This window comes from Halomonas litopenaei (genome assembly GCF_017303055.1).
GTDB lineage: Bacteria > Pseudomonadota > Gammaproteobacteria > Pseudomonadales > Halomonadaceae > Halomonas > Halomonas litopenaei_A.
This window is the reverse complement of record NZ_JAEKJT010000006.1, coordinates 290,006-316,926: the sequence shown is the minus strand read 5'-3', so window position 1 is coordinate 316,926 and position 26,921 is coordinate 290,006. Positions and strand designations below refer to the sequence as shown.

Annotated in this window: 26 protein-coding genes; 14 read left to right on the top strand and 12 right to left on the bottom strand. The window is 62.4% G+C overall.

The features are described 5' to 3' along the window. Window positions 1–15: 15 nt before the first annotated feature. Window positions 16–603, bottom strand: a complete 588-nt coding sequence (locus JF545_RS13955; protein WP_206943035.1) for a Smr/MutS family protein — start codon at window positions 601–603, stop codon at window positions 16–18. A gap of 172 nt (window positions 604–775) precedes the next feature. Between JF545_RS13955 and prmB the strand changes: the two genes are divergently transcribed. From prmB to phaC, 5 genes are all read left to right on the top strand, one after another. Then, window positions 776–1,765 carry a 50S ribosomal protein L3 N(5)-glutamine methyltransferase gene (gene prmB / locus JF545_RS13950; protein WP_206943034.1) on the top strand — a complete coding sequence of 330 codons (990 nt, stop codon included), beginning with the start codon at window positions 776–778 and terminating at the stop codon, window positions 1,763–1,765. A 40-nt stretch (window positions 1,766–1,805) separates the two neighbouring features. Further along, complete coding sequence (gene aroC / locus JF545_RS13945; protein ID WP_206943033.1) at window positions 1,806–2,891, top strand: chorismate synthase; 1,086 nt, start codon at window positions 1,806–1,808, stop codon at window positions 2,889–2,891. A gap of 200 nt (window positions 2,892–3,091) precedes the next feature. Beyond that, the gene (locus tag JF545_RS13940; RefSeq protein ID WP_206943032.1) at window positions 3,092–3,499 is read left to right on the top strand and encodes a hypothetical protein; all 408 of its coding nucleotides are present in this window, start codon (window positions 3,092–3,094) and stop codon (window positions 3,497–3,499) included. Window positions 3,500–3,880: 381 nt separating this feature from the next. Next, complete coding sequence (locus JF545_RS13935; RefSeq protein ID WP_206943031.1) at window positions 3,881–4,399, top strand: phasin family protein; 519 nt, start codon at window positions 3,881–3,883, stop codon at window positions 4,397–4,399. A 192-nt stretch (window positions 4,400–4,591) separates the two neighbouring features. Continuing rightward, window positions 4,592–6,409 (top strand): class I poly(R)-hydroxyalkanoic acid synthase, encoded by a 1,818-nt coding sequence (phaC, locus tag JF545_RS13930; RefSeq protein WP_412098099.1) that lies wholly within the window; start codon window positions 4,592–4,594, stop codon window positions 6,407–6,409. Window positions 6,410–6,576: 167 nt separating this feature from the next. On the opposite strand, the gene lnt is transcribed toward phaC, so the two are convergent. The 5 genes from lnt to miaB all read right to left on the bottom strand — a co-directional run bounded on the left by lnt (window position 6,577) and on the right by miaB (window position 12,070). Continuing rightward, window positions 6,577–8,070, bottom strand: coding sequence for an apolipoprotein N-acyltransferase (gene lnt / locus JF545_RS13925; protein WP_206943027.1), 1,494 nt, complete (start codon window positions 8,068–8,070; stop codon window positions 6,577–6,579). 65 nt (window positions 8,071–8,135) lie between these two features. Continuing rightward, window positions 8,136–8,999 (bottom strand): HlyC/CorC family transporter, encoded by an 864-nt coding sequence (locus tag JF545_RS13920; protein ID WP_206943026.1) that lies wholly within the window; start codon window positions 8,997–8,999, stop codon window positions 8,136–8,138. Continuing rightward, entirely contained in the window at window positions 8,996–9,502 is a 507-nt protein-coding gene (ybeY, locus tag JF545_RS13915) for an rRNA maturation RNase YbeY (protein ID WP_206943023.1), read from the bottom strand. Before ybeY ends, JF545_RS13920 begins: the two co-directional genes overlap by 4 nt. Next, a complete protein-coding gene (locus tag JF545_RS13910) occupies window positions 9,502–10,593 on the bottom strand; it encodes a PhoH family protein (protein ID WP_206943022.1) in 1,092 nt (363 codons plus the stop codon). Before JF545_RS13910 ends, ybeY begins: the two co-directional genes overlap by 1 nt. A gap of 133 nt (window positions 10,594–10,726) precedes the next feature. Further along, window positions 10,727–12,070, bottom strand: coding sequence for a tRNA (N6-isopentenyl adenosine(37)-C2)-methylthiotransferase MiaB (gene miaB, locus JF545_RS13905; protein WP_206943020.1), 1,344 nt, complete (start codon window positions 12,068–12,070; stop codon window positions 10,727–10,729). A gap of 549 nt (window positions 12,071–12,619) precedes the next feature. On the opposite strand from miaB, the gene JF545_RS13900 reads away from it, so the two are divergent. Together JF545_RS13900 and JF545_RS13895 are read left to right on the top strand one after the other, a co-directional pair. Further along, window positions 12,620–13,246: a TIGR04211 family SH3 domain-containing protein gene (locus JF545_RS13900; RefSeq protein WP_206943018.1), complete on the top strand. Its 627-nt coding sequence runs from the start codon at window positions 12,620–12,622 to the stop codon at window positions 13,244–13,246. A gap of 12 nt (window positions 13,247–13,258) precedes the next feature. Next, window positions 13,259–13,909, top strand: a complete 651-nt coding sequence (locus tag JF545_RS13895; RefSeq protein ID WP_206943017.1) for a thiopurine S-methyltransferase — start codon at window positions 13,259–13,261, stop codon at window positions 13,907–13,909. A gap of 84 nt (window positions 13,910–13,993) precedes the next feature. On the opposite strand, the gene JF545_RS13890 is transcribed toward JF545_RS13895, so the two are convergent. The 5 genes from JF545_RS13890 to cysP form a co-directional block, all read right to left on the bottom strand. Continuing rightward, window positions 13,994–14,581, bottom strand: a complete 588-nt coding sequence (locus JF545_RS13890; RefSeq protein WP_206943016.1) for a YajG family lipoprotein — start codon at window positions 14,579–14,581, stop codon at window positions 13,994–13,996. 152 nt (window positions 14,582–14,733) lie between these two features. Continuing rightward, entirely contained in the window at window positions 14,734–15,837 is a 1,104-nt protein-coding gene (locus tag JF545_RS13885) for a sulfate/molybdate ABC transporter ATP-binding protein (RefSeq protein ID WP_206943015.1), read from the bottom strand. Then, complete coding sequence (gene cysW / locus JF545_RS13880) at window positions 15,834–16,661, bottom strand: sulfate ABC transporter permease subunit CysW (protein ID WP_206943014.1); 828 nt, start codon at window positions 16,659–16,661, stop codon at window positions 15,834–15,836. The genes JF545_RS13885 and cysW overlap by 4 nt, the downstream gene beginning before the upstream one ends. Further along, the gene (gene cysT, locus JF545_RS13875) at window positions 16,661–17,524 is read right to left on the bottom strand and encodes a sulfate ABC transporter permease subunit CysT (RefSeq protein WP_206943013.1); all 864 of its coding nucleotides are present in this window, start codon (window positions 17,522–17,524) and stop codon (window positions 16,661–16,663) included. The genes cysW and cysT overlap by 1 nt, the downstream gene beginning before the upstream one ends. Window positions 17,525–17,548: 24 nt before the next feature. Continuing rightward, a complete protein-coding gene (gene cysP / locus JF545_RS13870) occupies window positions 17,549–18,571 on the bottom strand; it encodes a thiosulfate ABC transporter substrate-binding protein CysP (protein ID WP_206943011.1) in 1,023 nt (340 codons plus the stop codon). Between the two features lie 385 nt (window positions 18,572–18,956). Here cysP and rpe point away from each other — a divergent pair, with 385 nt between their 5' ends. The 3 genes from rpe to JF545_RS13855 are packed head-to-tail and all read left to right on the top strand — an operon-like array spanning window position 18,957 to window position 20,979. Continuing rightward, window positions 18,957–19,646, top strand: coding sequence for a ribulose-phosphate 3-epimerase (gene rpe, locus JF545_RS13865; protein ID WP_206943009.1), 690 nt, complete (start codon window positions 18,957–18,959; stop codon window positions 19,644–19,646). Then, on the top strand, window positions 19,643–20,092 hold the full coding sequence (locus tag JF545_RS13860) for a GIY-YIG nuclease family protein (protein ID WP_347401336.1): 450 nt from the start codon (window positions 19,643–19,645) through the stop codon (window positions 20,090–20,092). The genes rpe and JF545_RS13860 overlap by 4 nt, the downstream gene beginning before the upstream one ends. A 29-nt stretch (window positions 20,093–20,121) precedes the next feature. After that, on the top strand, window positions 20,122–20,979 hold the full coding sequence (locus tag JF545_RS13855; RefSeq protein ID WP_206943008.1) for a mechanosensitive ion channel family protein: 858 nt from the start codon (window positions 20,122–20,124) through the stop codon (window positions 20,977–20,979). A 102-nt stretch (window positions 20,980–21,081) separates the two neighbouring features. Here the strand turns inward: JF545_RS13855 and JF545_RS13850 are convergent, their stop codons facing one another. After that, window positions 21,082–22,383 carry an NAD(P)/FAD-dependent oxidoreductase gene (locus JF545_RS13850; RefSeq protein ID WP_206943006.1) on the bottom strand — a complete coding sequence of 434 codons (1,302 nt, stop codon included), beginning with the start codon at window positions 22,381–22,383 and terminating at the stop codon, window positions 21,082–21,084. Between the two features lie 172 nt (window positions 22,384–22,555). Between JF545_RS13850 and JF545_RS13845 the strand changes: the two genes are divergently transcribed. The 4 genes from JF545_RS13845 to trpD all read left to right on the top strand — a co-directional run bounded on the left by JF545_RS13845 (window position 22,556) and on the right by trpD (window position 26,870). Then, window positions 22,556–23,248, top strand: a complete 693-nt coding sequence (locus JF545_RS13845) for a phosphoglycolate phosphatase (RefSeq protein ID WP_242520867.1) — start codon at window positions 22,556–22,558, stop codon at window positions 23,246–23,248. A 254-nt stretch (window positions 23,249–23,502) separates the two neighbouring features. Continuing rightward, window positions 23,503–25,005, top strand: coding sequence for an anthranilate synthase component I (gene trpE / locus JF545_RS13840; protein ID WP_206943185.1), 1,503 nt, complete (start codon window positions 23,503–23,505; stop codon window positions 25,003–25,005). Between the two features lie 245 nt (window positions 25,006–25,250). After that, the gene (locus tag JF545_RS13835; RefSeq protein ID WP_206943004.1) at window positions 25,251–25,832 is read left to right on the top strand and encodes an anthranilate synthase component II; all 582 of its coding nucleotides are present in this window, start codon (window positions 25,251–25,253) and stop codon (window positions 25,830–25,832) included. Window positions 25,833–25,850: 18 nt separating this feature from the next. Continuing rightward, window positions 25,851–26,870: an anthranilate phosphoribosyltransferase gene (trpD, locus tag JF545_RS13830; protein ID WP_206943002.1), complete on the top strand. Its 1,020-nt coding sequence runs from the start codon at window positions 25,851–25,853 to the stop codon at window positions 26,868–26,870. Window positions 26,871–26,921 lie beyond the last annotated feature (51 nt).

Sequence of the window (26,921 nt, the reverse complement as noted above, 5' to 3'; positions counted from 1 at the left end):
TTATGCGGCGTTTTCCTACGGGGTGTGGCCACGTCTGCGCAGGAGCACGTACACCGCGCCGGTGCCGCCCTCGGCATCGGTGGCGGAGCAGAACGCCAGCACGCTTGGCCACTCCCTGAGCCAGGCATTGACGTGGCTCTTGATCACCGGGTAATCCGCGGTGGCGCCCCAGGCCTTGCCATGGACGACAATCACGCAGCGATGGCCGCTGGCGACGGAATCGCGCAGAAAGCTCTCAAGTTCAGCCCGGGCTTCTTCCAGGCTGTAGCCGTGCAGGTCGAGCCCACCCTCCCACTGGATCAATCCGCGCTTCAGCTGGCTGCGCGTCCGGTAGGGCAGGTCAGGCAATGCGAAATCGAGATACTCGGAAGGACGTACCGGCTCTACCCGACCGTCGGAGGTGCGCCCCGTCGCCACGTCATCCCCGGCACTGACCGCGGCCGCGCGTCTCGCGGCGGCGGCCTGGTCCCGCTGTGGATGCGATGTGGTGCGCGGCTTGCCGGTATCAGCGCGATTGTGCCGGATGCGACGGACTCCCGCCTGTTCCAGGGCCTGGCGAAACGCGTTGATGTCGTCGTCGGGCGGTGGCTGGCGGTGGCTCATCGGGGCCTCAAGTGCGTGAATGGGGCGGTCAGTATACCGCGCTCGTCGTGGCAGTGAACCGCTGGCGCGGATACAATGCCGGACAGTCCATTTCGCTACGCCGATTGCCTGTTGCAGCGCGTGCTGCAAGGCCGGATAGCCCCATCGCGAACCCGCTCGACAGGATTCCCCCTTGGCTGATTCTTCTTCTGCCCCCTCATCCACGCGCCTTCCTGCCCAAGGGCGCGACGCTTCCTCCACGCTGGTGCTCGCCGACGGCGAACTTGCCGATGGTCTGATCACCCTGCGCGACTGCCTGCGCTGGGCCACCAGTGAGTTTCATCTGGCCGGATTGACCTACAGCCACGGCACCGATAGCGCCTGGGATGAGGCAGTAGCGCTGGTGCTGGGCGCGCTGCATCTACCCTGGGACGTTGATCCCAGCGTGCAGGAGGCCCGCTTGCTGCCGATGGAGCGCGAGCGCATCGTGGCATTGGTCCGCGCGCGTATTACCGATCGCCGGCCGCTGCCCTATCTGCTGGGCGAGGCATTTTTCGCCGGGCTGACCTTTGCCGTGGATGAACGCGTGCTGATTCCGCGCTCGCCCATCGCTGAACTGATCGAGAGCGGCTACCAGGCGTGGTTCCCGGAAGAGCCGCCGCGACGCATTCTGGACCTGTGTACCGGCTCTGGCTGCATCGGTATCGCCAGTGCCGAATATCTGCCCACTGCAGAGGTCGATCTGTCGGATATCAGCCAGGATGCCTTGGCCGTGGCGCGGGCGAACATCAATCGCCATGATGTAGGGCGTCGGGTGCGCGCGGTGCAAAGCGATGTCTTCGATGGCCTGGAGGGGCAGCGCTACGACCTGATCGTATCGAATCCGCCCTATGTGGATCTGCGGGACCTGACCACCATGCCTGAAGAGTTTCGCCATGAACCCGCGCTGGCACTGGGTGCCGGCAGCGACGGGCTGGATATCGTCCGGCGCATCCTGCGCGAGGCGAGAGCACACCTGACGGACCAGGGCGTGCTGATTGTCGAGGTGGGCAATTCTGACCATCACCTTGAAGCGGCCTTCCCCGAGGTGCCGTTCCTGTGGCTCGACTTCGAGCGCGGCGGTCAGGGCGTGTTTGCCTTGACCGCCGATGAACTCGACGCCCATGCGGCGTCCTTTGCCTGAGTTCGCCTAACACTTTCGCGATACACACAGAGGAGCGCCCATGTCCGGCAATACCTTCGGCAAACTGTTTACCGTCACCACTTTCGGCGAGAGCCACGGGATCGCGCTGGGCGCCATCGTCGATGGTTGTCCTCCTGGCATCGAGCTGAGTGAAGCCGACCTGCAGGCGGACCTCGACCGCCGGCGTCCCGGCACGTCCCGTCATACCACCCAGCGGCGCGAGCCGGACCAGGTCAAGATCCTGTCCGGCGTGTTCGAGGGCAAGACCACCGGCACATCGATCGGTCTGTTGATCGAGAATACCGATCAGCGCTCGAAGGACTACTCCAAGATCAAGGACCAGTTCCGGCCCGCCCACGCGGACTACACCTATCACCACAAGTACGGCGTGCGCGACTATCGCGGTGGCGGTCGCTCCAGCGCCCGCGAGACCGCGATGCGCGTCGCTGCTGGCGCGATTGCCAAGAAGTACCTGGCCAGTCAGGGCATTGTGGTGAGGGGCTACATGAGTCAGCTGGGTGAGCTGGCCATCGAATTTCGCGACTGGGCCTCGGTAAACGATAATCCGTTCTTCTGCCCTGACCCAGAGCGCGTGCCGGAGCTCGAGGCCTACATGGACCAGCTGCGTCGTGATCAGGACTCGGTCGGTGCCAAGATCACCGTGACCGCGGAAGGCCTGCCGCCTGGCTTGGGCGAGCCGGTGTTCGACCGTCTCGATGCTGACCTGGCCCACGGCTTGATGAGCATCAATGCGGTGAAGGGCGTAGAAATCGGTGATGGCTTTGCCAGCGTGTCACAGCGTGGCAGTGAGCATCGCGACGAGATGACCCCGGAAGGCTTCCTGTCCAATCATGCGGGCGGTGTGCTGGGGGGGATTTCCAGTGGTCAGACCTTGATCGCTCATCTCGCGCTCAAGCCGACCTCGAGCATCACCATTCCAGGACGCTCCATCGATGTGGACGGCAATCCGGTAGAGGTGGTGACCAAGGGACGTCATGACCCCTGCGTCGGCATTCGTGCGACGCCGATTGCCGAAGCGATGATGGCGTTGACGCTGGTGGACCACCTGTTGCGCCATCGCGCACAGAATAGCGAGGTTTCCGTCAGCACCCCACGGTTACGCTGAATCGCGGAGCGTGACAGGACTGCTACACTCAAGATGGCGTGAAAGGAAGATGACGAAGCAAGGCATCTTTTGCTTATTGCGTCTTGTGCTTGCTGCGCAGGGTGGCGCTGGTCAGGACAGTCGCCGTCGATATCGCTGATGTGATATTCCCCTAGCGCCGACGCAACGTCGACATATCGACCAGGGAGTAAGAGGCCAGCATGAAAATCAACGTCGAGTTCGATCTGACGCCAGAAGAATTCCGTCAGGCACTGGGGCTTCCCAATATCGAGGCCTTCCAGCAGGACCTGCTTGATCGCATTCAGCGGCAGATGGAATCCGGTGTCGAGGGCTATGACCCCATGAGTCTGATGCAGCCCTTCCTGCAGCAACCTGCTCTGCAACAGGGCTTGTCCCAGGGTCTGGCCAGCTTTGGCAACTATCAGAAAATGATGATGGATATGCTGACTCAGGCGGCTCAGAGTGCGCGCAGTACATCGAGCTCCTCGAGCGACTCGGAGCAGGAGTCGGGATCGGCGTCGCGATCCAGCAGCACCGCTCGGTCGAGCAGTGCGTCTCGTCGGACAGGCAGTGCCAGTGCCAGGTCCGGCAGCAAGGACAAGGGCTGACGGCTTGGCCATGGCAACAGGCGCGGCGATGCCGGTGACGAGTGTCCCATGCATATTCGCGCAGCTCGAGGGGATGTCATGGCACTGTCATCCTGTGTGTGCCAGACTGACCTTTGTTGCGTTGCAACAATGATGCTGATGGCGCGCGCCAGGAGCAACGTCAGGCTGGCCTGCAGTTGCCATGCAGAGCCATGGCGGTCGCCTGGAACGACAGGCGTCATGTGACTTCAAAGGGGCGCAATGCCCCCATGAGGAGTCCGCATGAAGAGCCTGCATGAAGAACATCCGGTGCGCTGACGCGACGGCGTCATTGACACGAAATGCTGAATGAACAGGCTGTTTGGACAGGGTTCATCGACAGGACTTCCAGGAGGTTTGGTCATGCAAGACAAGATGTTCGACAACTTCAGCGAGCAGACTCGTCAGTTCTTCGAGCCGATGCGCAAGCTTAATTCCCTGATGCTGGACAACATGGAAAAGATGTCCCAGTACCAGATGGAATCGATGAAGCGCTATAGCCAGATGGGCACCGAGCGCATGCGTGATGCCACCGAGATCAACGATGCCGAGGGGCTGCGCGACTTCTCCACCCGTCAGGCCGAGATGCTCAACGAGCTGTCGGCGCAGATGCTGGAAGATGCCCGCGCCATGAGCCAGCTCAGCCTTGAATTCAAGACAGAACTGGAGACGTTGTTCGCCGAGTCCGGCCAGCAGCTTGCCGAACAGGCCACCCAGGCACGGGACCAGGCGACGTCTGCCGTGGAAAAGGCCACCCAGCAGGTTACCGAAGCGGCGGAAAAGACCGCCCAGCAAGCGTCGCAGGCAGCCTCCAGTGCTACTGCATCTACCAAGTCGACAGGCACCGCCAGGGCGACCTCGAGTCGCAAGCGCACGTCCTGATCGCGGTGTCACCCTGGCGGTCGGTCAAGCGACAGCCAGCAAAGGGCAGGGGTCCGGTGGGCCCTTGCCCTTACGCATCAAACAACCATGACAAGATGAGGGTGGATACCGCGATGCCGGCCGGCGAACGGTGAGCCATCCTGTGTGCGGGGCAGTGGAGAGGAGGTCGCCATGGCGGCAGGTGAGCAGGTAATGGACAACCCTGAAGAGTGGGGCAGCCAGTTGTCAGTGCTGAGCGCAGAGTACCAGGCACTGATGGAGGACTTTCTTTCACGCATGGTACCGAGTGATGCAGCCGACTCGGTGATGGAAGATATTCGCAACAGCTTCCAGGCGGGTGCGGAGTCGCTGATGCGTAATCCCACCTTGCTATGGGAGACCCAGACGAAGTTGATGCAGGATCAGCTGGCGCTGTGGCAGCAAGCCATGTCTGCCGCCAGCGGCGGCGCCCTGGAGCCCTTGGTGACTCCCTCGCGGGGGGATCGCCGGTTCAAGGATGAGGCCTGGACCAGCGACCCGGCCTATAACGCCATCATGCAGCAGTATCTGCTGTTCTCCAGCACTGTGGAGAACCTGGTGGACCGGCTGGACGATCTGACCCCTGGCGAGAAGCGCAATCTGTCGTTCTACGCTCGCCAGATGGTCAATGCCATGTCACCGACCAACTTCGTCTCGACCAACCCGGAGGTCATGCGCAAGACCCTGGAAACCCGCGGTCAGAATCTGGTGGATGGTCTGGCGCGACTGCGCGAAGACCTGGCCAACTCTGCCGAAGGTCTGAACGTGACCATGACCGATCGCAGTGCCTTTGAGGTCGGCCGCAACATCGCGGTGTCCGAAGGCGCCGTGGTCATGGAAAACGAGCTGATCCAGCTGATTCAGTATGCGCCCACCACGGAAAAGGTGTTCAAGACACCGCTGCTGATCGTTCCTCCCTGGATCAACAAGTATTACGTGCTGGACCTGCGCCCGGAAAACTCGCTGGTCAAGTGGCTGGTGGACCAAGGGCATACCGTCTTCCTGATTTCCTGGCGCAACCCAGGCCCCGAGCAGCGCGACCTGACCTGGGCGGACTACATGCAGCTGGGGCCCATCGCGGCGCTGGATGGCATCGAGCAGGCTACCGGAGAGAAGTCGGCCAATTTCCTCTCCTACTGCATTGGCGGCACCCTGACCGCGTCGACCATGGCGTACCTGACCAGCACCCGGCGCGGGCGCAAGGCCAAGTCGGTCACCTACATGGCGACGCTGCAGGACTTTCGTGATCCTGGGGAAATCGGCGTGTTCCTCAGCGAGCCGGTGCTGCAAGGGATTGAAGCCAAGCTCGAGCAGGACGGTTATCTTGATGGCCGGGTGATGGCGTATTCCTTCAACCTGCTGCGCGAGAATGACCTGTTCTGGTCGTTCTACGTCAACAACTACCTCAAGGGCGAGGACCCTGCCGCCTTTGATCTGCTGTACTGGAACACGGACGGTACCAATCTTCCGGCGGGCACTCACGGCTGGTATCTGCGCCACCTGTACCAGGAAAACCTGCTGGTTGAGCCGGGCGGGATCGAGCTGGACGACGTCAAGATTGATCTGCGCAAGGTATCGACCCCCAGCTACTTCGTCGCCACCCGTGAAGACCACATCGCCAAGTGGAACAGCAGCTACTACGGGGCCTTGCTGCCCAAGGGGCCCGTCACCTTCGTGCTTGGTGGCTCCGGGCATATTGCCGGGATCGTCAACCCGCCCCACAAGAACAAGTACGGTTACTGGACCAACAGCGAACTGCCCGACAACCATGACGACTGGCTGGCTGGCGCCGAGGCCCACGAAGGATCCTGGTGGCCGCATTGGCAGCAGTGGATGTTGGACGGTGGCTATGTGGATGCAGACAAGATGGTCGAGGCCCGTCAGCCCGGAGGGGGAGAGCTGGCCTTGCTGGAACCTGCGCCAGGACGTTTCGTGAAGATCTCGATTCCGGAGGTACTGGGCGAGTCTCCCGAAGACGAACCGTCCTCCTGAGACGCGCTCTGACGAGGGCTGTCACGACAACGCCGCAAGGGCCTTGGCCCTTGCGGCGTTTTGTTTGCGGGTGCTTTGTCTGCCGGTCTTTGGTAGCGATTGGCGCTTGTTGGGGCGATAGGCCTTTAGCGGCTGATGCCACCGGTCAGCTGCGCATCACCCTTTCGTTAGGCGGTGCGGCGGCGCCAGCCGATCCCGACCAGCAGCAGCAGGGCGGCCAGGGCCCAGGTGGGCCAGCTGCCGGTGCGCGTGAAAGGCGTCAGGCCTTGCATCGGTTGCACCTCGCCGTCCAGCCTGGCGGTGGTGAATTGTGGCAGCTGGTCGAGGATCTCGCCCTGGTCGTCGATGATCGCCGTAATCCCGTTGCTGGTGGCACGGATCACGTAGCGGCCGTTCTCCAGGGCTCGCAGGCGGGCCATCTCCAGATGCTGGTGCGGGCCGATGGAGTTGCCAAACCAGCTATCGTTGGACACGGTCAGCAGCAGTTCGGCGTGGCGAGCTCGCTGGGCTACCAGGTCGGCATAGATGATTTCGTAGCAGATCGCGTTGCCGATGGTATGCCCCGCGGCCACCATCGGGTCCTGGCGATCGGGACCCGGTGTCATGGCCGGCATCGGCAGGTCGAAGAAGGCGATGGCGCCGCGCAGCACACTCTCCAACGGCAGATATTCACCGAAGGGCACAAGATGCGCCTTGCGATAGCCGCCGCTGGCGTTGCCGTAGGCAGATACGGCGTTGTAGAAGCGGCCGTCTTCATCCCGCTGCAGGATGCCCGTCAGCAGTGCCGTGTCGGGTGCCAGGGCAGCCTGTGCGCGGGCCATGATGGGTTCTGCCTGGTCTTCGAACATCGGCAGGGCAGCCTCCGGCCAGATGACGATATCCGGCTCGGCTGGACGGCTGGCCTCCAGTTCTCCCGTCATGCCGAGATAGGTGTTGACGGCTTGACGCTGACCTTCAGGCAGCCACTTGATCTCCTGGGGCAGGTTACCCTGCAACAGGCTGACCTTGAGCGGCTCGCCAGCAGGTGTGGTCCAGTGGCTTGGCAGGACGACGGCCACGGCCCAGATCAGGACCAGTGACAGTGCTGCCAGATAACGCCTTTGCAGCAGCTCTACCAACAGGGCACCACTGGCGGCAACGGCTAGCGACAGCAGATAGACGCCGCCCAGGGGAGCCAGCGTCGACAGCGGCGAGTCGACCTGGGTACTGCCCAGCAGCAGCCAGGGAAAGCCGGTGAATAGCCAAGTGCGAATCCACTCCATCAGCACCCAGAAGCCGATAAAGCCCGCAAGCCCCGCGACGACGGTAGGGCGTGCTGGCATCAGGCGCCGGAACAGGCCCAGAGGTATGGCGACGAACAGGGCCATGCTGGCAACGAACAGCGCGGTCAGAAAGAAGGCCAGTGGAGCGCTGGTGTAGCCATAGTCGTGGATGGACACATAGACCCAGGAGGCGCCGCTGCCAAATAGCCCCAGGCCATAGCTCCAGCCGCGCAGCAGCGCCTGACGCGGCGACGTGAGGTAAAGGCCGGCGTAGACCAGCGCGGGGGAAAGGAGGGCCAGCCACCACCAACCAAAGGGGGCAGCCGCCAGGGTGGTCAGGCCACCGGCAAGCAGGGCAGCAAGGTAACCGAGTCGGCCACCGAACAGTCGCTCGAGCATGGAACGTCCATCCTTGGGTCACGAAAGATAGGAGAGGGGCGATGCCCCTTGCGGGGCATCGGGGATCATTCGCTTTCGGCGTTGGCGGGCTCGACTTCCAGCAAGCGAATGCGTCGGTTGTCGGCGTTGAGCACGGTGAAGCGCCAACCGCCGATCTGGGTATGTTCACCGCGAGCCGGAAGGTGGCCGAAGCGTTGCATGACCAGGCCGCCAAGGGTGTCGAATTCGTCATCGGAAAAGCGGGTATCGAAGCGCTCGTTGAAGTCTTCGATGGGGGTCAGGGCTCTGACGGCGTAGCGATCCTCACCCAGCTGACGAATGTCCTCTTCCTCGTCGGTATCGTGTTCGTCTTCGATGTCGCCGACGATTTCCTCGAGGATGTCCTCGATGGTGACGATACCCGCGGTGCCGCCGTATTCATCCACCACGATGGCCATGTGATTGTGGGTATCGCGGAATTCCTTGAGCAGGCTGTTGAGCCGCTTCGACTCCGGGACGAACATGGCCGGACGCAGCACTTCCTCAAGCTGAAAGGGGCGTTCCTCGCTGTTGTTCTGCAGCAGGGGCAGCAGATCCTTGACCAGCAGGATGCCCTTGACCTCATCGAGGTTCTCGCCGATGACCGGATAGCGCGAGTGGCCGGTTTCCAGAATGATGGGCAGGTAGTCTTCCAGCGGTTGTTCGAGCTCAAGCGCAGTGACCTGAGAGCGCGGAATCAGCACCTCCCTGACCTGCTGATCGCTGATGTTCAGGGCGCCCTCGATGATGGTCATGGCGTCCTGTTCCAGCCGTAGACGGCTGCCTGCCTGGCGCAGGAATTCACGGAGTTCTTCCCGCGAACTGGGCTCGTCGCTGTCGTTGGACAGCGCGCTGAAGAGTTTGTCGAACCAGGACTTGTTGGCCTGGCTACTCGATCGGTCTTCGCTCATGCGTCGGCTCTCTCGTCCTCGCTATCGGGATCTGGAGATGGGGCCGGCGGGGCGTAGGGATCAGAAATACCCAGGCCGGCAAGGATACTGCGCTCGAGGTTTTCCATGACCTCGGCTTCATCGTCCTCGATATGGTCGTGGCCGAGCAAATGCAAGGTGCCATGGACGACCATATGAGCGTAGTGATCGATCAGCCGCTTGTCCTGCTCCATCGCTTCGCGCTCGACCACCGGGTGACAGACCACCAGGTCTCCCAGCAGCGGCAGGTCGAGGCCGGGCGGGGCCTCGAAAGGAAAGGACAGAACGTTGGTCGGGGCATCCTTGCCACGATAGTCGCGATTGAGGGCCTGGCTTTCGTCGCTATCGACCAGGCGTATCGTCAGTTCGGCATCTTCACGGCCGGGAAAGTGTTCCAGCACGGCATCGACCCAGCGTTGAAGCTGGGCCGAGTCGGGCAGCGCTTCGGCGTGGCTGGCGATCTGGCGATCGACGCAGGCGCTCATCAGTTGGCGTCTCCGTTGCTGCCATTGCTGAACTGGAGGCGATCGGCACGTTCCTGGCGGCGTTCTTCGGCGCGGGCCTCGCGGCGCGCGCGCTCCTCGGCTTCCTGGTTGGCTTCGAACAGGTCATAGGCCTCGATGATGCGCTGGACCATCGGGTGGCGGACCACATCCTTGGCGGCGAAGTGTGTCACGCCAATGCCGGCGGTGTCCTTCAGCACGTCGAGCACCTGAATCAGGCCTGAGCTCTGCCCGCGCGGCAGGTCGACCTGGGTCACGTCACCGGTGATCACCGCGGTCGAGCCAAAGCCGATACGGGTGAGGAACATCTTCATCTGTTCGCGAGTGGTGTTCTGGCTCTCGTCGAGGATGATGAAGGCGTTGTTGAGGGTTCGTCCACGCATGTAGGCCAGCGGGGCGATCTCGATCACCTGGCGCTCGATCAGCTTGGCAACCTGCTCAAAGCCGATCATTTCATACAGGGCGTCGTACAGCGGACGCAGGTAAGGATCGATCTTCTGGGCCAGGTCGCCAGGCAGGAAGCCGAGTTTCTCGCCGGCTTCCACGGCTGGGCGTACCAGCAGGATGCGGCGCACCTGCTGCTGATTGAGGGCCTCTACCGCGGCCGCCACGGCAAGATACGTCTTGCCGGTGCCCGCCGGGCCGATGCCGAAGTTGATGTCGTGCTGGCGGATGCTGGTGACGTAGCCCTGCTGGTTCAAGCCGCGAGGCTTGATCAGCGTACGCGGCGTACGGATCAGCACTTCGCCGTCGCCGATCTCCTCTTCGGTCTCTTCCTCAAGGGCTTCGATACCGGATTCCTGCAGGAACAGGTGAACGCTGTCAGGGGTCAGTTCGGTAGACGCGGTCTCGCGGTAGAGATGCTCCACTAGGTTGGAGGCTGCCTTGACCCGGGGGCCGGGGCCCGCCAGCTGGAACATGTTGCCGCGGTTGCGCAGGGTGACGCCGAGCCGGCTTTCGATCAGCTTCAGGTGCTCGTCGCGCTGGCCGCACAGATTGGCGAGACGGCGCGGCTCGTTGGGTTCAAGGTTGAGCGTGATGATGCGATTGGCCTGGGTCGATGGCTGGCTCAAGGCGAGAAAAATCCGTGGTTGATGACTAGAGGGTGTTAACAGTTCCGTCAGCTTACTGCCCCGGCGTAGGCCAGGGCAATGATCCGAGGCGGTGTCGATGCGTGTTGGACAGCCACCTCGGGTCGGCTGCGTATCAGTAGCGCTCGCCAGAGGCGAGTTCGCCGCGCAGTGAATTGGGCAGCGCTTCGGTGATTTCCACGTCGACAAAGTAGCCAATCAACTCGGTCGGATTGGCCGCGCGGAAGTTGACGACACGGTTGTTCTCGGTGCGGCCGGACAGCTGTCCCGGGTCACGCGGCGAGAAACCGGATACCAGCACGCGCTGGGTAGTGCCTACCATGCGACGACTGATCTGCATGGCCTGCTGGTTGATACGCTCCTGCAGGATGGCCAGGCGCTGCTTCTTGACCTCTTCTGGCGTGTCGTCCTCCAGCGCCGCTGCCGGAGTGCCCGGTCGCGCGGAATAGACGAAGCTGAATGAGACGTCGAAGCCGATCCGGTGAATCAGGTCCATGGTCGCTTCGAAGTCTTCTTCGGTTTCACCGGGGAAGCCGATGATGAAGTCGGAGGAGAAGCTGATGTCGGGACGCAGCGCGCGAATGCGCTCCATCTTGTCGACGTACTCCTCGACCGTGTGACCGCGCTTCATGGCCGCCAACACACGGTCGGAGCCTGCTTGCACCGGCAGGTGCAGGTGGCTGACTAGTTCCGGGATGTCGGCGTATGCCTCGATCAGGCTGTCACTGAACTCCACCGGGTGGGAGGTGGTGAAGCGGATGCGGTCGATGCCATCCACTGCCGCCACGCAGGCAATCAGCTCGGCCAGGTCAATCTCGTCGCCATCGTCGTTGATGCCACGGTAGGCATTGACGTTCTGCCCCAGCAGGTTGATTTCGCGAACGCCCTGGTCGGCCAGGTGGAAGACCTCATCCATGACGGCCTCGAAGGGCCGCGAGACCTCTTCGCCGCGGGTGTAGGGCACCACGCAGAAGGTGCAGTACTTGGAGCATCCCTCCATCACCGAGACGAAGGCACTGGCACCATCGGAGCTTGGCTTGGGCAGGTGATCGAACTTCTCGATCTCGGGGAAGGTGACGTCCACCACCGAGATCTGATTGGCGCGGCTGGCATCCAGCATGCCCGGCACGCGGTGCAGGGTCTGCGGACCAAACACCATATCCACGTGGGGAGCACGCTTGCGGATGGCATCGCCTTCCTGGCTCGCCACACAGCCGCCGACGCCGATGACCAGGTCGGGGTTCGACTGCTTGAGTTTTTTCCAGCGGCCGAGCTGGTGGAAGACCTTTTCCTGGGCCTTCTCGCGAATCGAGCAGGTGTTGAGCAGGATCACGTCTGCGTCTTGCTCGTTGTCGGTCAGCTCCATCTGATGAGATTCGCCGAGCAGGTCCGCCATGCGGGCGGAGTCATACTCGTTCATCTGGCAGCCGTGGGTCTTGATGAAGAGCTTCTTCGTCATAACGGTGGTCGGGCTCCCGGCCCGAAGTGCATCAGGCAGGCCTGGTTACGTGAATGTGGGTAATCGGGCGCGAGACTGGCGGCCGAACGGCCGTGGCGCATGGGGGCATATTATACGCACCGACCGGGGATGGGGCCAGTGGGCCCCTGTCTGCCGGCACGGCTTGGGCCGCGCTGTGGCAGGGGCTGCTCACGGGAGGCGAGAGCCCTGCGATGTGGTAGTCTTGCCTGCGAGCCAGACAGGCGGGTGATTATTTTGTGACCGTTTTGAGTCAAACCCAGGCGACGCGCCCCGGGCGCGGCGATGTCCAGCGGTTTTCCCGACAGTTGTCCACAGCTGTTGTGGAACGTTTTTCACCTCGTCGCTGTCCTGTGTCGAGTTGCCAAGAAAGCCCTTGAGAGCCTCCTTGGCAAGCATGGCACGCGCCGGCACGCCGGCCGCGCCGCACAGCGAGCGACCCTATTCTCATTGCGCGCTGGTGAGCTGGCAGGATGCCAGTGCAGCGCCACAAGCGTCGTAACCGAGCCCAGATTAGTCAGGAAAGACGGCATGAAAACGCAATTTCTCAAGACAGTGACCCTTGGCCTTGCGCTCGCCAGCAGTGCCTTGCCGGTGATGGCCCAGGACGATGGCAACGCCAGGTGGGTCACGGATGAACTGACCACCTATGTGCGCAGCGGCCCCACCGATGGCTACCGCATCGTTGGCACGCTGACGGCGGGCCAGCCAGTCAGTCTGCTCGACACCTCCGGTGACTATTCACAGGTGCGCAGTTCCAGTGGCGATGTGGTGTGGGTGCCCAGCAGCGAGCTGCAGGAAACGCCCAGTGCCAGCGACCAGCTGCCTCAACTCGAATCGCGAGTGGAAGAGCTGACGGCAGAGCTCGACGGCATTAATGAAAGCTGGGAAGAACGCACCAGTACCATGACAGAGACGCTTAAGGTGCGTGAGCAGCGCATTACTGAGCTGGAGGCGCGCAATCACGAGCTGGAGAGCTCCTTTGACGAGATCAGCGAAGTCAATCGGGATCTAGAAGCGCGTCTGGAGACCCGCAAGGAAGACCTGCTGATGCGCTACTTTATGTACGGTGGCGGTGTCGCCGGTGCTGGCCTGATCGTCGGTTTGATCGTTCCGCACCTGCCCCGTCGTCGCCGCAAGCGCGATCGTTGGTTCTAAGCGAGACCGCCCATGCAACAACACTGGCTGAAGCGCTGGGAGGAAGGCCGGATCGGCTTTCATCGCGATAGCGTGCACCCGGCGCTGGTACGGCACTGGCCGCTTCTCGGCGCGACACCGGGTACCAAGGTACTGGTGCCTTTGTGCGGAAAGAGCCTCGACATGCGCTGGTTAGCCGAGCATCAGCACCCGGTGCTGGGCATCGAGCTGGCCGAAGCCGCCCTGGCCCAGTTTGTGGAGGAAGGACCGGGTGAGGTGTCGCGCTATCAGCAGGACGGATTTTCCATCCAGCGCCAGGGCAGCATCGAGCTCTGGTGCGGCGATTTCTTCCACTTTCACATCGCCCAGGCGGCGGAGATTGGTGCCTTCTACGACCGGGCCGCCCTGATCGCCTTACCCGAGGCGACGCGTCAGCGCTACGCCTTCCACCTGGCGCAGTTGATTCCGCCTGGAGCACGAGGGTTGCTGGTCAGCCTGCGACGAGATGGCGAGGACGGGCCGCCCTACAACGTCAGCGATGAGGAGATTCGTCGCCTGTTCGACCCGAATTTCATCGTCACCCACCTGGAAGATGGTGAGCGTGAGGATAACGGGTTTCAGGAGTCGGTGTGGGCGCTGGTGCGGCGGGGGCCTGTCACCGACGAGCCAGCGCAGCATCGGTAGGTCGTTACGCTAGCGCACAACGAAGGCGCTTGCCGGCCACTGGACCGGCAAGCCTGGACCGGTAACCGGCAATGACAGGAGGGCTTAGCGAGCCAGCAGCTGGCCCAGTTGGGGGTCGGCGAAGGCGCGATTGAGTCCGTCGGACAGCAGGTCCGTGACCATGCGCTGATTAGTCGCCTTGTCAGGTTTTACCGCGTAGCTCTGCACGCGTCGTGAGGTGTAGGTGCCGGTGTAGGTTTGACCATCGTTGGTGGCCACCGCTTCGATCACGCTCTCCAGGCGAGCTTCGTCTACCAGTGGCTGGCTCTGGCCGCGCTGGTAGCTGAGCTGCTTCAGCGTCAGGGTCAGGGTGGGACGTCCCGGGGCCGGTTCAGCGGTAGGGGCGAAGCCCATGTCGCGCACGGCGCGCTCCGCCTCGGCTTGCAGCCGCGGCACGATCTCATGGGGGCTGACGGTGATGGTCGCCGTCGAGCTGGCGCTGCCGGTTCGCGTGCCGAGCACGTCGGAAGGACGGTCATCGGCGGCAATTACGGTGACTGCCTGGCCAGAGCCGGACGCGGGAACGGCCACGCTGCGCTGGGGATCAGGCTGAAGCTGGTGGGGGCTGGAGCAGGCGGCGAGGGCAAGCAGCATGGCCATGCCAGCTGCGCCCTTCAACAGGCGACGAAGCATAGGGGTGAACTCCTTGTCATGGTATCTGAAAGTCGCAAAAACGCGTCGGCCGGTCACGCCGCTGCAGCAGCAGCGTGTGTCCGGGCTGCGCGATGATACGCCTATCAGAAGGGCAAGCGCAGGGAAAAGTTCCTTTAAGGCGCCTGATGGCGTCAGGCGCTAACCTGCTGCGGGCGCACCTGGGTGCCAGGGGCCTCCTGGGCGTCGGGATAGTGATGCCAGCGTCTGGGCAGGGCGTGCACGCGCATGCCGCGCTTGAGGGACAGGCGCTCGGCGTCCTGGTGGCTTAGTGTGGCCATCCACGGCTCGCTCATCCAATCGGCACTGAGCTCTACACGGACTTCTGCACCCACCGGCACTATCGACATCACGCTGGCAGGCAGGTGGGCATCCGCCTGTGCCTGCAGGGCCACCTGAACCTCGTGGGGGCGCAGCAGCAATTCCTGGCGTCCGTCCTCGAGGTCGACCGCCAGGCGGGCATCACCGCAGGTCAGCACGCCGTCCTGGACGACTCCCTCCAGATGATTGACGTCGCCGAGGAATTCGAACACGAAACGATTGCGGGGCGCCCGATAGAGCGTATCCGGCGTGTCGACCTGCTCGATACGCCCATTGCTCATCACCACCACGCGGTCGGACAACTCCAGCGCTTCTTCCTGGTCATGGGTCACGAAGACGCTGGTAAAGCCGAGCTCATCGTGCAGGTGCCTCAGCCAGCGGCGCAACTCCTGACGAACTTTGGCATCCAGCGCACCGAAGGGTTCGTCCAGCAGCAGGACTTCCGGCTTGAGCGCCAGGGCGCGAGCCAGAGAGACACGCTGCTGCTGGCCACCGGACAGCTGCGCGGGAAACCGCTCTGCCAGGTGCGACAGCTGGACCATCTCCAGCAGCTGCATCACCCGGGAGCGAATCTCGGCACTGGAGGGGCGCTCGGCGCGGGGCAGAACGGTCAGGCCGAAGGCGACGTTGTCGAAAACGCTCATGTGGCGGAACAGCGCGTAGTGCTGGAACACGAAGCCGATGCGGCGATCGCGCACATGGACCTGGGTGACATCGCGCTCGCCGAACAGGATGCGGCAGTCTCGATGGTCATCGGGGGTCTCGAGGCCGGCAATGATCCGAAGCAACGTGGTCTTGCCGGAGCCAGACGGGCCGAGCAGGCCGATCAGCTCACCGCTGCGGATCTCCAGGTCGATAGGAGACAGCGCCTGGGAGCGTCCAAAGTGCTTCTGGATGTGGCGCAGATGAATGCTCATGTCAGGGCCTCCCGGCGCGTGGCGCGCCATTCAAGCATGGCCTTGGCGGCCAGGGTGAGAAGGGCAATCAGGGCTAGCAGGGCGGCGCTGGCGAAGGCGCCTACCGTGTTGTAATCCTGGTACAACAGCTCTACGTGAAGCGGCAGGGTGTTGGTTTCACCGCGGATGGCGCCAGACACCACCGATACCGCACCGAATTCACCGACCGCCCTGGCATTGGTCAGAATCACGCCGTAGAGCAACGCCCAGCGAATGTTGGGCAGGGTCACCCGGCGGAACAGGGTGAAGCCTCTGGCGCCCAGTGTGACGGCGGCTTCCTCCTCACGGGAACCCTGTGCCTGCATCAGCGGAATCAGTTCCCGCGCGACGAAGGGGCAGGTGACAAAGATGGTGACCATCAGGATGCCAGGCCAGGCAAACATCAGCTGAATGTCGTGGGCATCCAGCCACCCGCCGATCCAGCCGTTGCGACCGTACAGCAGCAAGTAGACCAGGCCAGCCACCACGGGGGAGATGGCAAAGGGAATGTCGATCAGTGTCTGCAGCAAACGGCGTCCCGGGAAGGCAAACCGGGTGACCAGCCAGGCCAGCATCACCCCGAAGACGAGGTTGATCGGAATCGTCAGCAGGGTGACGAACAGCGTCAGGCCGATCGCTGCCAGGGTGTACTGGTCTGTCAGGTTGGCGATGAAGGGACCGACCCCCTCGGCCAGTGCCTGGGCAAAGATGGCGACCAGGGGCAGCAGCAGGAACAGTGCCGACAGGCCCACGGCCACCGCAATGAGGCTGCGTCTGAGCCATGGCGCATCACCGATACGTTGCATCAGCCACGTCCTCCATGCAGGCGGCGGATAAAGCGGCCTTGCCACAGGTTGATCGCCAGCAGCAGCAGCAGCGAGGTCAGCAGCACCACGGAGGCAATCGCGGAGGCACCGACGTAGTCATATTCCTGCAGCTTGACGAAGATCATCAGCGAGGTGATTTCCGTCTCGTAAGGCATGTTGCCGGCGATAAAGATAACGGCGCCGAATTCGCCGAGCGAGCGCACAAAGGCAAGGCCGGTGCCGGTCACCAGGGCGGGCCACAGGTGCGGCAGGATCACCCGACGAAAGGCGACGCCATCTCTTGCTCCCAGGCTCATGGCGGCCTCGTCGATTTCGCTGGGCAGATCCTCGAGCACTGGCTGCACGGTCCGCACCACGAAGGGGATACTGGTAAACGCCATGGCCAGGGCGATGCCGACCCAGGTGTAGGACACCTGCCAGCCCAGCGGCTCCAGCAACTGGCCCATCCAGCCCTTGGAGGAGTAGAGCGTCGCCAGGGTGATGCCGGCCACTGCGGTGGGCAGGGCAAAGGGCAGGTCCATCAGCGCGTCCAACAGACGCTTGCCGGGGAAGTCATAGCGCACCAGCACCCAGGCCATGAGCAGGCCAAAGACGGCATTGATCAGTGCCGCGACGAAGGCGCCGCCGATGGTGGTGACGTAGCTGGCCACGACCCGTGGTTCGGTGATGATGAACCAGTATTCGGAAAGGGACAGCCCCTTCAACTGGCCCACCAGGCCGGTCAACGGCAGCAGCAGCACCAGCGAGACAAAGGTCAGGCTGATGCCCAATGACAGGCCGAAGCCCGGCAGCACATGGCGCCGGGCTTTGCGGGCTAAGGGCAGGGAAATGGCCTTCAGCATGGGGGCAATGGTTAACCTTGACGTTTAACGGCGCTGCAGCTGGTCCAGCTCGCCGCCGCTCTTGAAGTGGGTGTCCATGGCATTGTCCCAGCCGCCAAACACGTCCTTGACCTCGAACAGCTCGGTGGCAGGGAAACGGTCTGCGAACTCTTCCTTCACCGCCTCGTCATGCACTCGGTAGTTGAAGCCAGCCAGCTGGCGCTGGGCCTCCTCGGTGTAGAGGTATTCCAGGTAGGCACGGGCCAGGTCCAGGTTGCCGTTGCGCTCGGCGTTCTCCTCGACCACGGCCACCGGGAATTCTGCCAGGATGCTGACAGGCGGGACGATCACGTCGTATTCGTCGCTGCCGTATTCGTCACGGATGTTGTTGACCTCAGACTCGAAGCTGATCAGCACGTCACCAATGCCGCGCTCGATAAAGCTGGTGGTCGCGCCGCGGCCGCCGGTATCGAACACCTTGACGTTGCCGAGGAAGTCGCTCATGAACTGGCGAACCTGCTCTTCGTCACCGTCGAAGTTACGTTCGGCCGAACCCCAGGCAGCCAGATAGGTGTAGCGGCCGTTGCCGGAGGTCTTGGGGTTGGGGAACACCAGCTCGACGCCCTCGGCTGCCAGATCTTCCCAGGTCTCGATGCCCTTGGGGTTGCCCTTGCGGACCAGGAAGGCGGTGGTCGAGTAGTAGGGGGATGCGTTGTTGGGCAGCTGGCTCTGCCAGTCTTCCGCGACCAGGCCTGCATCCGCCAGGACCTGAACGTCGGTGACCTGGTTGTAGGTCACGACATCGGCCTTGAGACCCTGCAGGATGGCACGTGCCTGAGCGGATGAGCCGCCGTGGGACTGCTTGATCGTCAGGGTGTCGTCGTGCTCGGCCTGCCAGTGTTCCTGGAAGGCTGGGTTGATGGCGGCAAACAGCTCGCGCGCGATGTCATAGGAAGAGTTGAGCAGCTCCTTGTCCTCGGCCATTACCGGCGAGGCCATGGTGCCACCAAGGCCTGTAGCCAGGGCGAGGGACAGGGCGGTACGGCGAAGGATCGGGGACAGCTTCATGTCAGGCTTCCTTGACGTCAGAGAATGTCGCGAGTCCTTCGAGAGCCGTTCGATAATGCTTGGCGAGGACTGCGAGAGGGTGCGCGAGGGTTGCGCCAGTGCCGTGCCCGGGGATGCAAGAGCGTTGCAGGAACTCCGGGAACGATACGCAGGCTAAACCTAAATTTTGGTAATGACAATCCTTCTGCTTAAAACGTTTGGCTATATAAGGCGATAAGATGTGAATAGGTTGCAAGCCATGACGGCGCTGTTGCGGCGAAGGATGTCATTGGTTAACGCTGCCCTGCCACGGCCCAGCTGCTAGAATGCGATTTTCGTCAGGTGGCGGCACCCTTGACCGCTGTGCGGCGCCGCTCGCTTTTTGTCTCTTGCCAGCAGGGATGTCATGAACGATTTTCTGATTGCGCCTTCCATTCTGTCCGCCGATTTCGCCCGGCTGGGGGAGGAGGTGGACAATGTGCTTGCCTCCGGCGCCGATATTGTCCATTTCGATGTCATGGACAATCACTATGTGCCCAATCTGACCATTGGCCCCATGGTCTGTGAGGCCCTGCGCAAGCATGGCGTCACTGCCCCGATCGATGCACACCTGATGGTCAAGCCGGTGGATCGCCTGATTGGCGACTTTATCGACGCCGGTGCCACCTACATCACCTTCCACCCGGAAGCCTCGGAGCACATCGATCGGTCGCTGCAGCTGATACGTGACGGTGGTTGCAAGGCTGGCCTGGTGTTCAACCCGGCGACGCCGTTGTCCTACCTTGATTATGTGATGGACAAGGTCGACATGGTGCTGTTGATGAGCGTCAACCCCGGCTTCGGCGGCCAGTCCTTCATTCCCGCGACACTCGACAAGCTGCGCCAAGCGCGTCAGCGGATTGATGCCAGTGGTCGTAACATTCGCCTGGAGGTCGATGGCGGCGTCAAGGTCGACAATATTGCCGAGATCGCCCGCGCCGGTGCCGATACCTTTGTGGCTGGCTCGGCGATCTTTGGCGCCCAGCGTAGCGACGACCCTCACGGCTACGACAGTGTCCTCGCCGATTTCCGGGCACAGCTGGCCGGTGCGCGTTGAGCGCTGAAGCGGACTATTCTGGCTCAGGGTGGGCTGGCTCTGACGGGGCTGATCCTGACGGGACTGACCCAGCCCAGCTCGACCCGACGCAGCGTGACTCGAGCGGGGACGAAGCAGGCAACCAGGCCGACCTGCCGCAGACGTCCGCACGCTGGTACCTGTACGTGGTGGAGACGGCCGCTGGTGCCCTTTACACCGGCATCACCACGGATGTCCCCAGGCGACTGGAGCAACATCGCAGCGGCAAGGGAGCCAAGGCGCTGCGAGGCAAGGGCCCCCTGACCCTTCGCCATCACGAGGTGGTGGGTTCGCGCAGTGAGGCGAGCCGCCTGGAAGCTGCCGTAAAGCGCATGACGGTGCGCAGCAAACGACAGTGGCTGACGGCCCGGCGGGACAGCGGTTTGCCCGTCCTGCCGGCGGAACAGGCCCAGCAGCCACCCCCATAACGAAGAAAATGCCAAGCAAGGAGAGGGATATGGACGTTCTGGATAAGCTCAATGTGGATGCTCTGGTGGCATTTGCCTCCACCACAGGGCTGCAATTTCTGATCAACCTGGTCGCCGCTGCGGCGATCTTTATCATTGGCCGTTGGGTGGCCAAGGCGGTACACCGCGTTGTTATCAAGGGCATGGAGCGGGCGAACGTCGAGCCGCTGCTGATCAAGTTCCTTGGCAACATCCTGTACGCCTTGCTGCTGATCTTTGTGGTGCTGGCAGCGATCAGCCGCATTGGTATTCAGACGGCGTCACTGATTGCGGTGATCGGTGCAGCAGGCCTGGCGGTCGGCCTGGCATTGCAGGGGTCATTGGCCAACTTCGCCGCGGGTGTGATGGTGATCATCTTCCGCCCCTACCGCATCGGTGACTACGTGGAGGCAGGCGGCGTCAGCGGCACGGTGGAAGATGTGCAGATCATCAGCACCGAGCTCAGCACCCCTGACAATCGCAAGATCATCGTCCCCAATGGCCAGATGATGAGTGGTGCCGTGGTCAACTACTCGGCCCATGCCACACGTCGTGTAGACCTGGCGGTGGGTGTCGGCTACGACGACAATATCGATACCGTTCGCCGTGTGCTGGAAAGCGTGGTGGCCGACGATCCCCGCGTGTTGAGTGAGCCCAAGCCCAATATCCGCATGAATGCGATGGGGGATTCCTCCATTACCTGGATTGTGCGTCCCTGGGTCCAGGCTTCCGATTACTGGAGCGTCTACTGGGAAATGACCGAGGAGATCAAGCGCCGCTTTGATCGCGAGGGCATCAGTATTCCGTTCCCCCAGCGCGATGTGCATCTCTATCATCACGCCAAGGAAGAGAGCCAGGCCAACGGCTAAACTCGCCGTTTATTGACCTGTTGCCAAAAAAAGGCTGCCTTCCCAGGCAGCCTTTTTTCTGGAGTGCGCCAGGCATGGCGCCTGGCACACCAAGGCCCAGGATCAGTGCAGCTTGAGGCGTGGTTTCAAGAACCGGTTGAGGCCATCGACCACCACCATCATGGCGGTCTTGATGGAGCCATGAATGGTGCGCTGGTGCATCCGGTACAGCGACGCATAGAAGAAACGTGCCAGGTTGCCTTCGATAAACAGGCTGCGAGCGGAAGCGGCCCGCATGAGGCTGCCGATGGCATCGAAGTGTGCCAGGGAGATCAGCGACCCTCTGTCACGGAACACGAATTCCTTCAGTGGCTTGTCGTCGATCACGGCGCACAGGTTCTTGTACAGGACGCTGGCTTGCTGGTGGGCGGCCTGAGCCCGTGGCGGTACCACCTTGCCGTCTGGCTGGGGACAGCTGGCACAGTCACCGAAGGCGAAGATGTGCGGGTCATCAATGCTCTGCATGGTCGCGGCCACCTTGATGCGATGGTTGCGCTCTGTCTGCAGGCCCAGCTCCGAAAGAAAGGCGGGTGCCTTGATGCCGGCGGCCCATACGCCGAGGTCGATGTCGATGCGCTCATCATCCGAGGTGGTGATCGCATGTTCGTCGACCTTGGTCACGCGGGTATCCACATGGACCTTGACGCCCAGTTTTTCCAGCTCCTTGTGCACGGCCTGACTGATGCGGTCCGGCAGGGCCGGCAGGATCTTGGGTGCCGCCTCGATCACATGTACCCGCAGATGCTCACGGCCGAGCTCGGTGAATCCGTAGCTCTTGAGCATGCGTGATGCATCATGCAGCTCAGCGGCGAGCTCGACCCCGGTGGCCCCGGCACCGATGATACCGACGGTGATGCAGGGCGGTTCATCGTTGGTCATCCGGGTGCTGTAACGCATGAAGGTATTGAGCAGTGCCTGACGGAAGCCTTCTGCCTGGGCCGGGCTGTCGAGAAAATGGCAATGGTCGGCGACGCCCTCGGTACCGAAGTCATTGCTGACGCTGCCAACGGCCATGACCATGTAGTCATAGGACAGGCGCCTGGCAGGCAGGATCTCGTGTCCATCGTCGTCAATGATGGCTGCCAGGGTCAGGGTTCTGGTGTCTCGGTCGAGATCGCACAACGTACCGCGCTGGAAACGGTAGCCGTTGCTGGCGGAATGGGCCTGGTAGGAAATCTCGTCCTGGCCGGAGTCGAGCACGCCGGTGGCGACCTCGTGCAGCAGAGGCTTCCAGATGTGCGTGGAATTGCGGTCCACCAGCACCACGTCCGCCTTGCCTTTCTTGCCCAGGCGTCTGCCCAGGCGGGTGACGAGTTCCAGGCCGCCGGCGCCACCGCCGACAACAACAATGGTGGGTTTGCTCATTGCAGAGCTCCATAAAAGGGGAGGGGAGCGCCATCATAGGCAGATAAGTGCTTGGCTGACCACGGTGGTTGCGCCAGAATGTGCGCCTCGCATGTACATTCCGTTTTCTGCATAGTGAAGGGGATCGTGCAGGGGACGGTGCAGGGCATAGAGCAGGGGATAGTGCAGGGACATGGTGAACGACGGTTGGAAAATGCCTGTGGGCGAGGCCCTGGATGGGTCACAGTTGGTGGCCTTTGACCTGGATGGCACCCTTATCGACTCAGTGCCTGACCTGGCCGCGGCGGTCGATGCCGCGTTGCTCGACGTGGACCTGCCCATGGCGGGTGAGGCGCGCGTGAGAGACTGGGTGGGCAATGGGTCGTGGTCGTTGCTGGAGCGGGCGCTGACAGATGCCTTGGGCGAGGCCCCCAGTGAGGTGTTGTGCAAGACCGCCCACGAGCGCTTCCTCGAGCACTATCACCGGCACCCCTGCGTGCATACCCGCCTCTATCCGGGGGTCGAGACCGCCTTGTCTCAGCTGTTTCGCCGAGGCTTGATCCTGTGCCTCGTCACCAACAAGCCCGAAGCGTTCATTGGTCCCATTCTCGAGCACCTGTCGATCGACGGCTACTTCACGGTGTGCCTGGGAGGCGACACTCTCCCTCGTAAGAAGCCGGACCCCATGCCGCTCAGGCACCTGTGCCAGCAATTCGACGTCAGTCCTTCGCAGTGTGTGATGGTGGGCGATTCACGCCATGATATTCAGGCCGGCAAGGCCGCTGGGTATCGGACCATTGCGGTGCCCTATGGCTATAATCACGGCGAACCTGTCAGCCTCAGCGAGCCCGATCTGATAGTTGAATCGCTTGAGCAACTCGTTTAGGGTTTTTCGGCATGACGCTATGTCATGGCGTTATGCCGATAGGCTCTGGCTATAGCCAGGACGACCTCGCCGAGGCGTAGTCGTGTTGCCTTTTCACCCCCTGACTTGCTGCGATGGATTGCCCATGGCCCAGCCTTTTTCTTCCTTGATGACCCTCCCGCACTGCTCGATGTCGGCGACACCGGCGCGTTGCGGTTGGCGATGGTGACGCTGGACCCTCTGTCACCCACTTTTTCATTGAGGACCTGGGCATGATGACCCCCGAGCGTTTTGCTGAGCTGGCCGACGCTGGCTACAACCGTATTCCCGTTACCCGTGAGCTGATGGCCGATCTGGACACGCCGTTGTCCACCTACCTGAAACTGGCCGATCAGCCCTGGACCTTCCTGCTCGAATCCGTCACTGGCGGCGAAAAGTGGGGGCGTTACTCGATCATTGGCCTGCCCTGTCGTGAGCGCATCGAAGTGCGCGGCCATCTGGTCAAGCACATCGTCGATGGTGAAGCGTCCGGGCTCACCGAGGCCGAAGATCCGCTAGCCTGGATCGAAGAGTTCCAGAGCCGCTTCAAGGTGCCGGTGCTGGATGACCAGCCGATCTTTGACGGTGGTCTGGTGGGCTATTTCGGCTACGACACCATCCGTTACATCGAACCCCGCCTCGCCGGCGTCGAGAAGGATGATCCCATCGGCGTGCCGGATATTCTGCTGATGGTGTGCGATGAGCTGGTCGTGTTCGACAACCTTTATGGACGCTTGACCCTGTGGACCCACGCTGACCCGGCGACGCCTTCCGCCTATAGCGCCGCGCTGTCACGACTGGAAGCGCTAGAGGAGTCACTGCGCAGCCCGCTGGCGCTGCCTTCCCGGCTGCCCGGCCAGGCTCGACCGCAGGTCGAGGAGGGGCACTTTACCTCTGGGTTCACGGAAGAAGGGTTCAAGGCCGCCGTGGAGAAGATCAAGGACTATGTGCTGGCCGGAGACGTGATGCAGTGCGTGCCGTCCCAGCGTATGTCCATCGACTTCGAGGCAGAGCCGCTGGATCTGTATCGTGCCCTCAGAAGCCTGAATCCGTCGCCCTACATGTTCTTCTTCAATCTTGATGATCACCATGTGGTGGGCGCCTCGCCGGAGATCCTGACGCGGCTGGAAGATGGCATGGTGACCGTGCGCCCGATCGCCGGGACCCGTGTGCGCGGCAAGACCGAGGCCGAGGACAAGGCGCTGGAAGAGGACCTGCTGGCAGACCCCAAGGAAGTCGCCGAGCATCTGATGCTGATCGATCTGGGGCGCAATGACGTGGGCCGCATCTCCGAGACCGGTAGCGTCGAAGTGACCGACCAGATGGCCATCGAGCGTTACTCGCACGTCATGCACATCGTCTCCAACGTGACCGGCAAGTTGAAGCCTGGCTACAGTGCCATGGATGTCCTGCGTGCCACCTTCCCAGCGGGTACCTTGTCCGGCGCGCCGAAGATTCGTGCCATGGAGATCATCGACGAGGTCGAGCCGGTGAAGCGCGGCGTCTACTCCGGAGCTGTGGGCTACCTGTCCTGGCACGGCAACATGGATACCGCCATCGCCATTCGCACGGCCGTGATCAAGGATGGCCAGCTGCACGTGCAGTGCGGCGCAGGCGTGGTGGCGGACTCGGTCCCCCAGTCGGAGTGGGACGAGACGCTGAACAAGGGCCGTGCCCTGTTCCGCGCCGTCGCCATGGCCGAGCAGGGTCTCGACAAGCCGGGTGGGCGCAGCCGCTGAAGGCGAGTGGCAGACGCGCCAGGCTTGACAGTCCTGAGGTCGACACACACTATAAGCCCATGATGAATATGAATCCGACAACATCCCGTGATCGCCAGCAGTGGTGGCGCCCCTTCAACTGAAGAGGGCGGAAGACCCCGTGCCAGCCAACGGGATGTCGTGACAGCAGAAGTGCCGCCCATGAGGCGGCATTTTTGTGTGGTTCGTCTCGATGGGTGAAGCCAAATTTTGATTCTGGAGCCAACATGATCTTGATGCTCGATAACTACGATAGCTTCACCTACAACATCGTGCAGTACCTGGGGGAGCTGGGAGCCGAGGTGGTGACGCGGCGTAATGACACCATCAGCCTGGATGAGATCGAGGCCATGGCACCGAGTCATATTGTGGTGTCGCCGGGACCCTGTACCCCCAACGAGGCGGGTATCTCGCTGGACCTGATTCGCCACTTCGCCGGCAAGCTTCCGCTGCTGGGTGTCTGCCTGGGACATCAGGCCATTGGCCAGGTGTTCGGTGGCAAGGTGGTGCGAGCGCCCCAAGTCATGCATGGCAAGACCTCTGACATTCGCCACTCTGGCCAGGGCGTGTTCAAGGGACTGGATGACCCCCTGTCGGTCACGCGTTATCACTCCCTGGTGGTCGAGAGAGAAAGCTTGCCCGAGTGCCTGGAAGTGACCGCCTGGACCGATACGGACGACGTGACGCCAGGCTTGATCATGGGCTTGCGTCACAAGGAGCTGCCCATCGAAGGCGTCCAGTTCCACCCAGAGTCGATCCTGTCCCGACAAGGCCACGAAATGCTGGCCAACTTCCTTGAGCGCCACTGAACCGATCAGGAGACTAGCATGCAGATGACCAATGCCATCGCGGCGGTGATGCGCCGGGAAAATCTCGGCCGCGAGCAGGCTTACGCAGTGATGAATACCATCATGACCGGCGAAGCGACCGACGCTCAGGTCGCCGCCTTTCTGATGGGCATGGCCATGAAAGGGGAGACCGCTGAAGAGATCACTGGCTGCGCCCAGGTGATGCGCGATCTGATGACCCCGGTCCGCTTGTCCTGCGAAAACGTGGTGGACATCGTCGGTACCGGCGGGGATGGGGCAAACCTGTTCAACGTCTCCACCGCGTCCAGTTTTGTGGCGGCCGCTGCCGGGGCCCATGTGGCCAAACACGGCAATCGCGGCGTGTCCTCGTCCTCCGGCAGCGCAGACCTGTTTCAGGTGGCGGGCATTGGCCTTGATCTGGATGCTGAGCAAGTGGGCCGCTGTATCGAGGAAGTGGGTGTTGGCTTCATGTTCGCGCCGAACCACCACCCGGCCATGCGTCATGCGATCGGGCCGCGTCGTGAGATGGGGGTGCGCACGCTGTTCAATATCCTGGGTCCGCTGACCAATCCGGCTGGGGCGCCCAATCAGTTGTTGGGGGTATACCATCCGGATCTGCTCGAGCTGATGGTCGACGTACTGAGGAAGCTGGGTAGCCACCACGTTCTGGTGGCCCACGCCGAGGATGGACTGGATGAAATCTCTCTGGCCGCGCCGACCCGGATTGCCGAGCTCAAGGATGGTGAGATTCATCGCTACACCCTGACCCCGGAAGACGTGGGCATCGAACGACAGTCCCTGGATTCGCTGAAGGTCAGTAGCGCCGAGGATAGCCTGCGCCTGGTGGAAAAGGCGCTGACCGGTGAAGGGCCCGCCGCTGACATTGTCGCGCTCAATGCCGGTGCTGCCTTGTACGCCGCCGACGTGGCGGACTCCCTCAAGGAAGGGGTACTGATGGCCCAGGATGCCCAAGGGACGCGACTGGCGCTGGAAAAAATGAAGGAGCTGGCGCACTTCACGCGAGTCTTCGCGCAGTGACCGCGACGGCTTGGACGTCAGTGACGACTGTTTTGACGCCGTAATGGCATG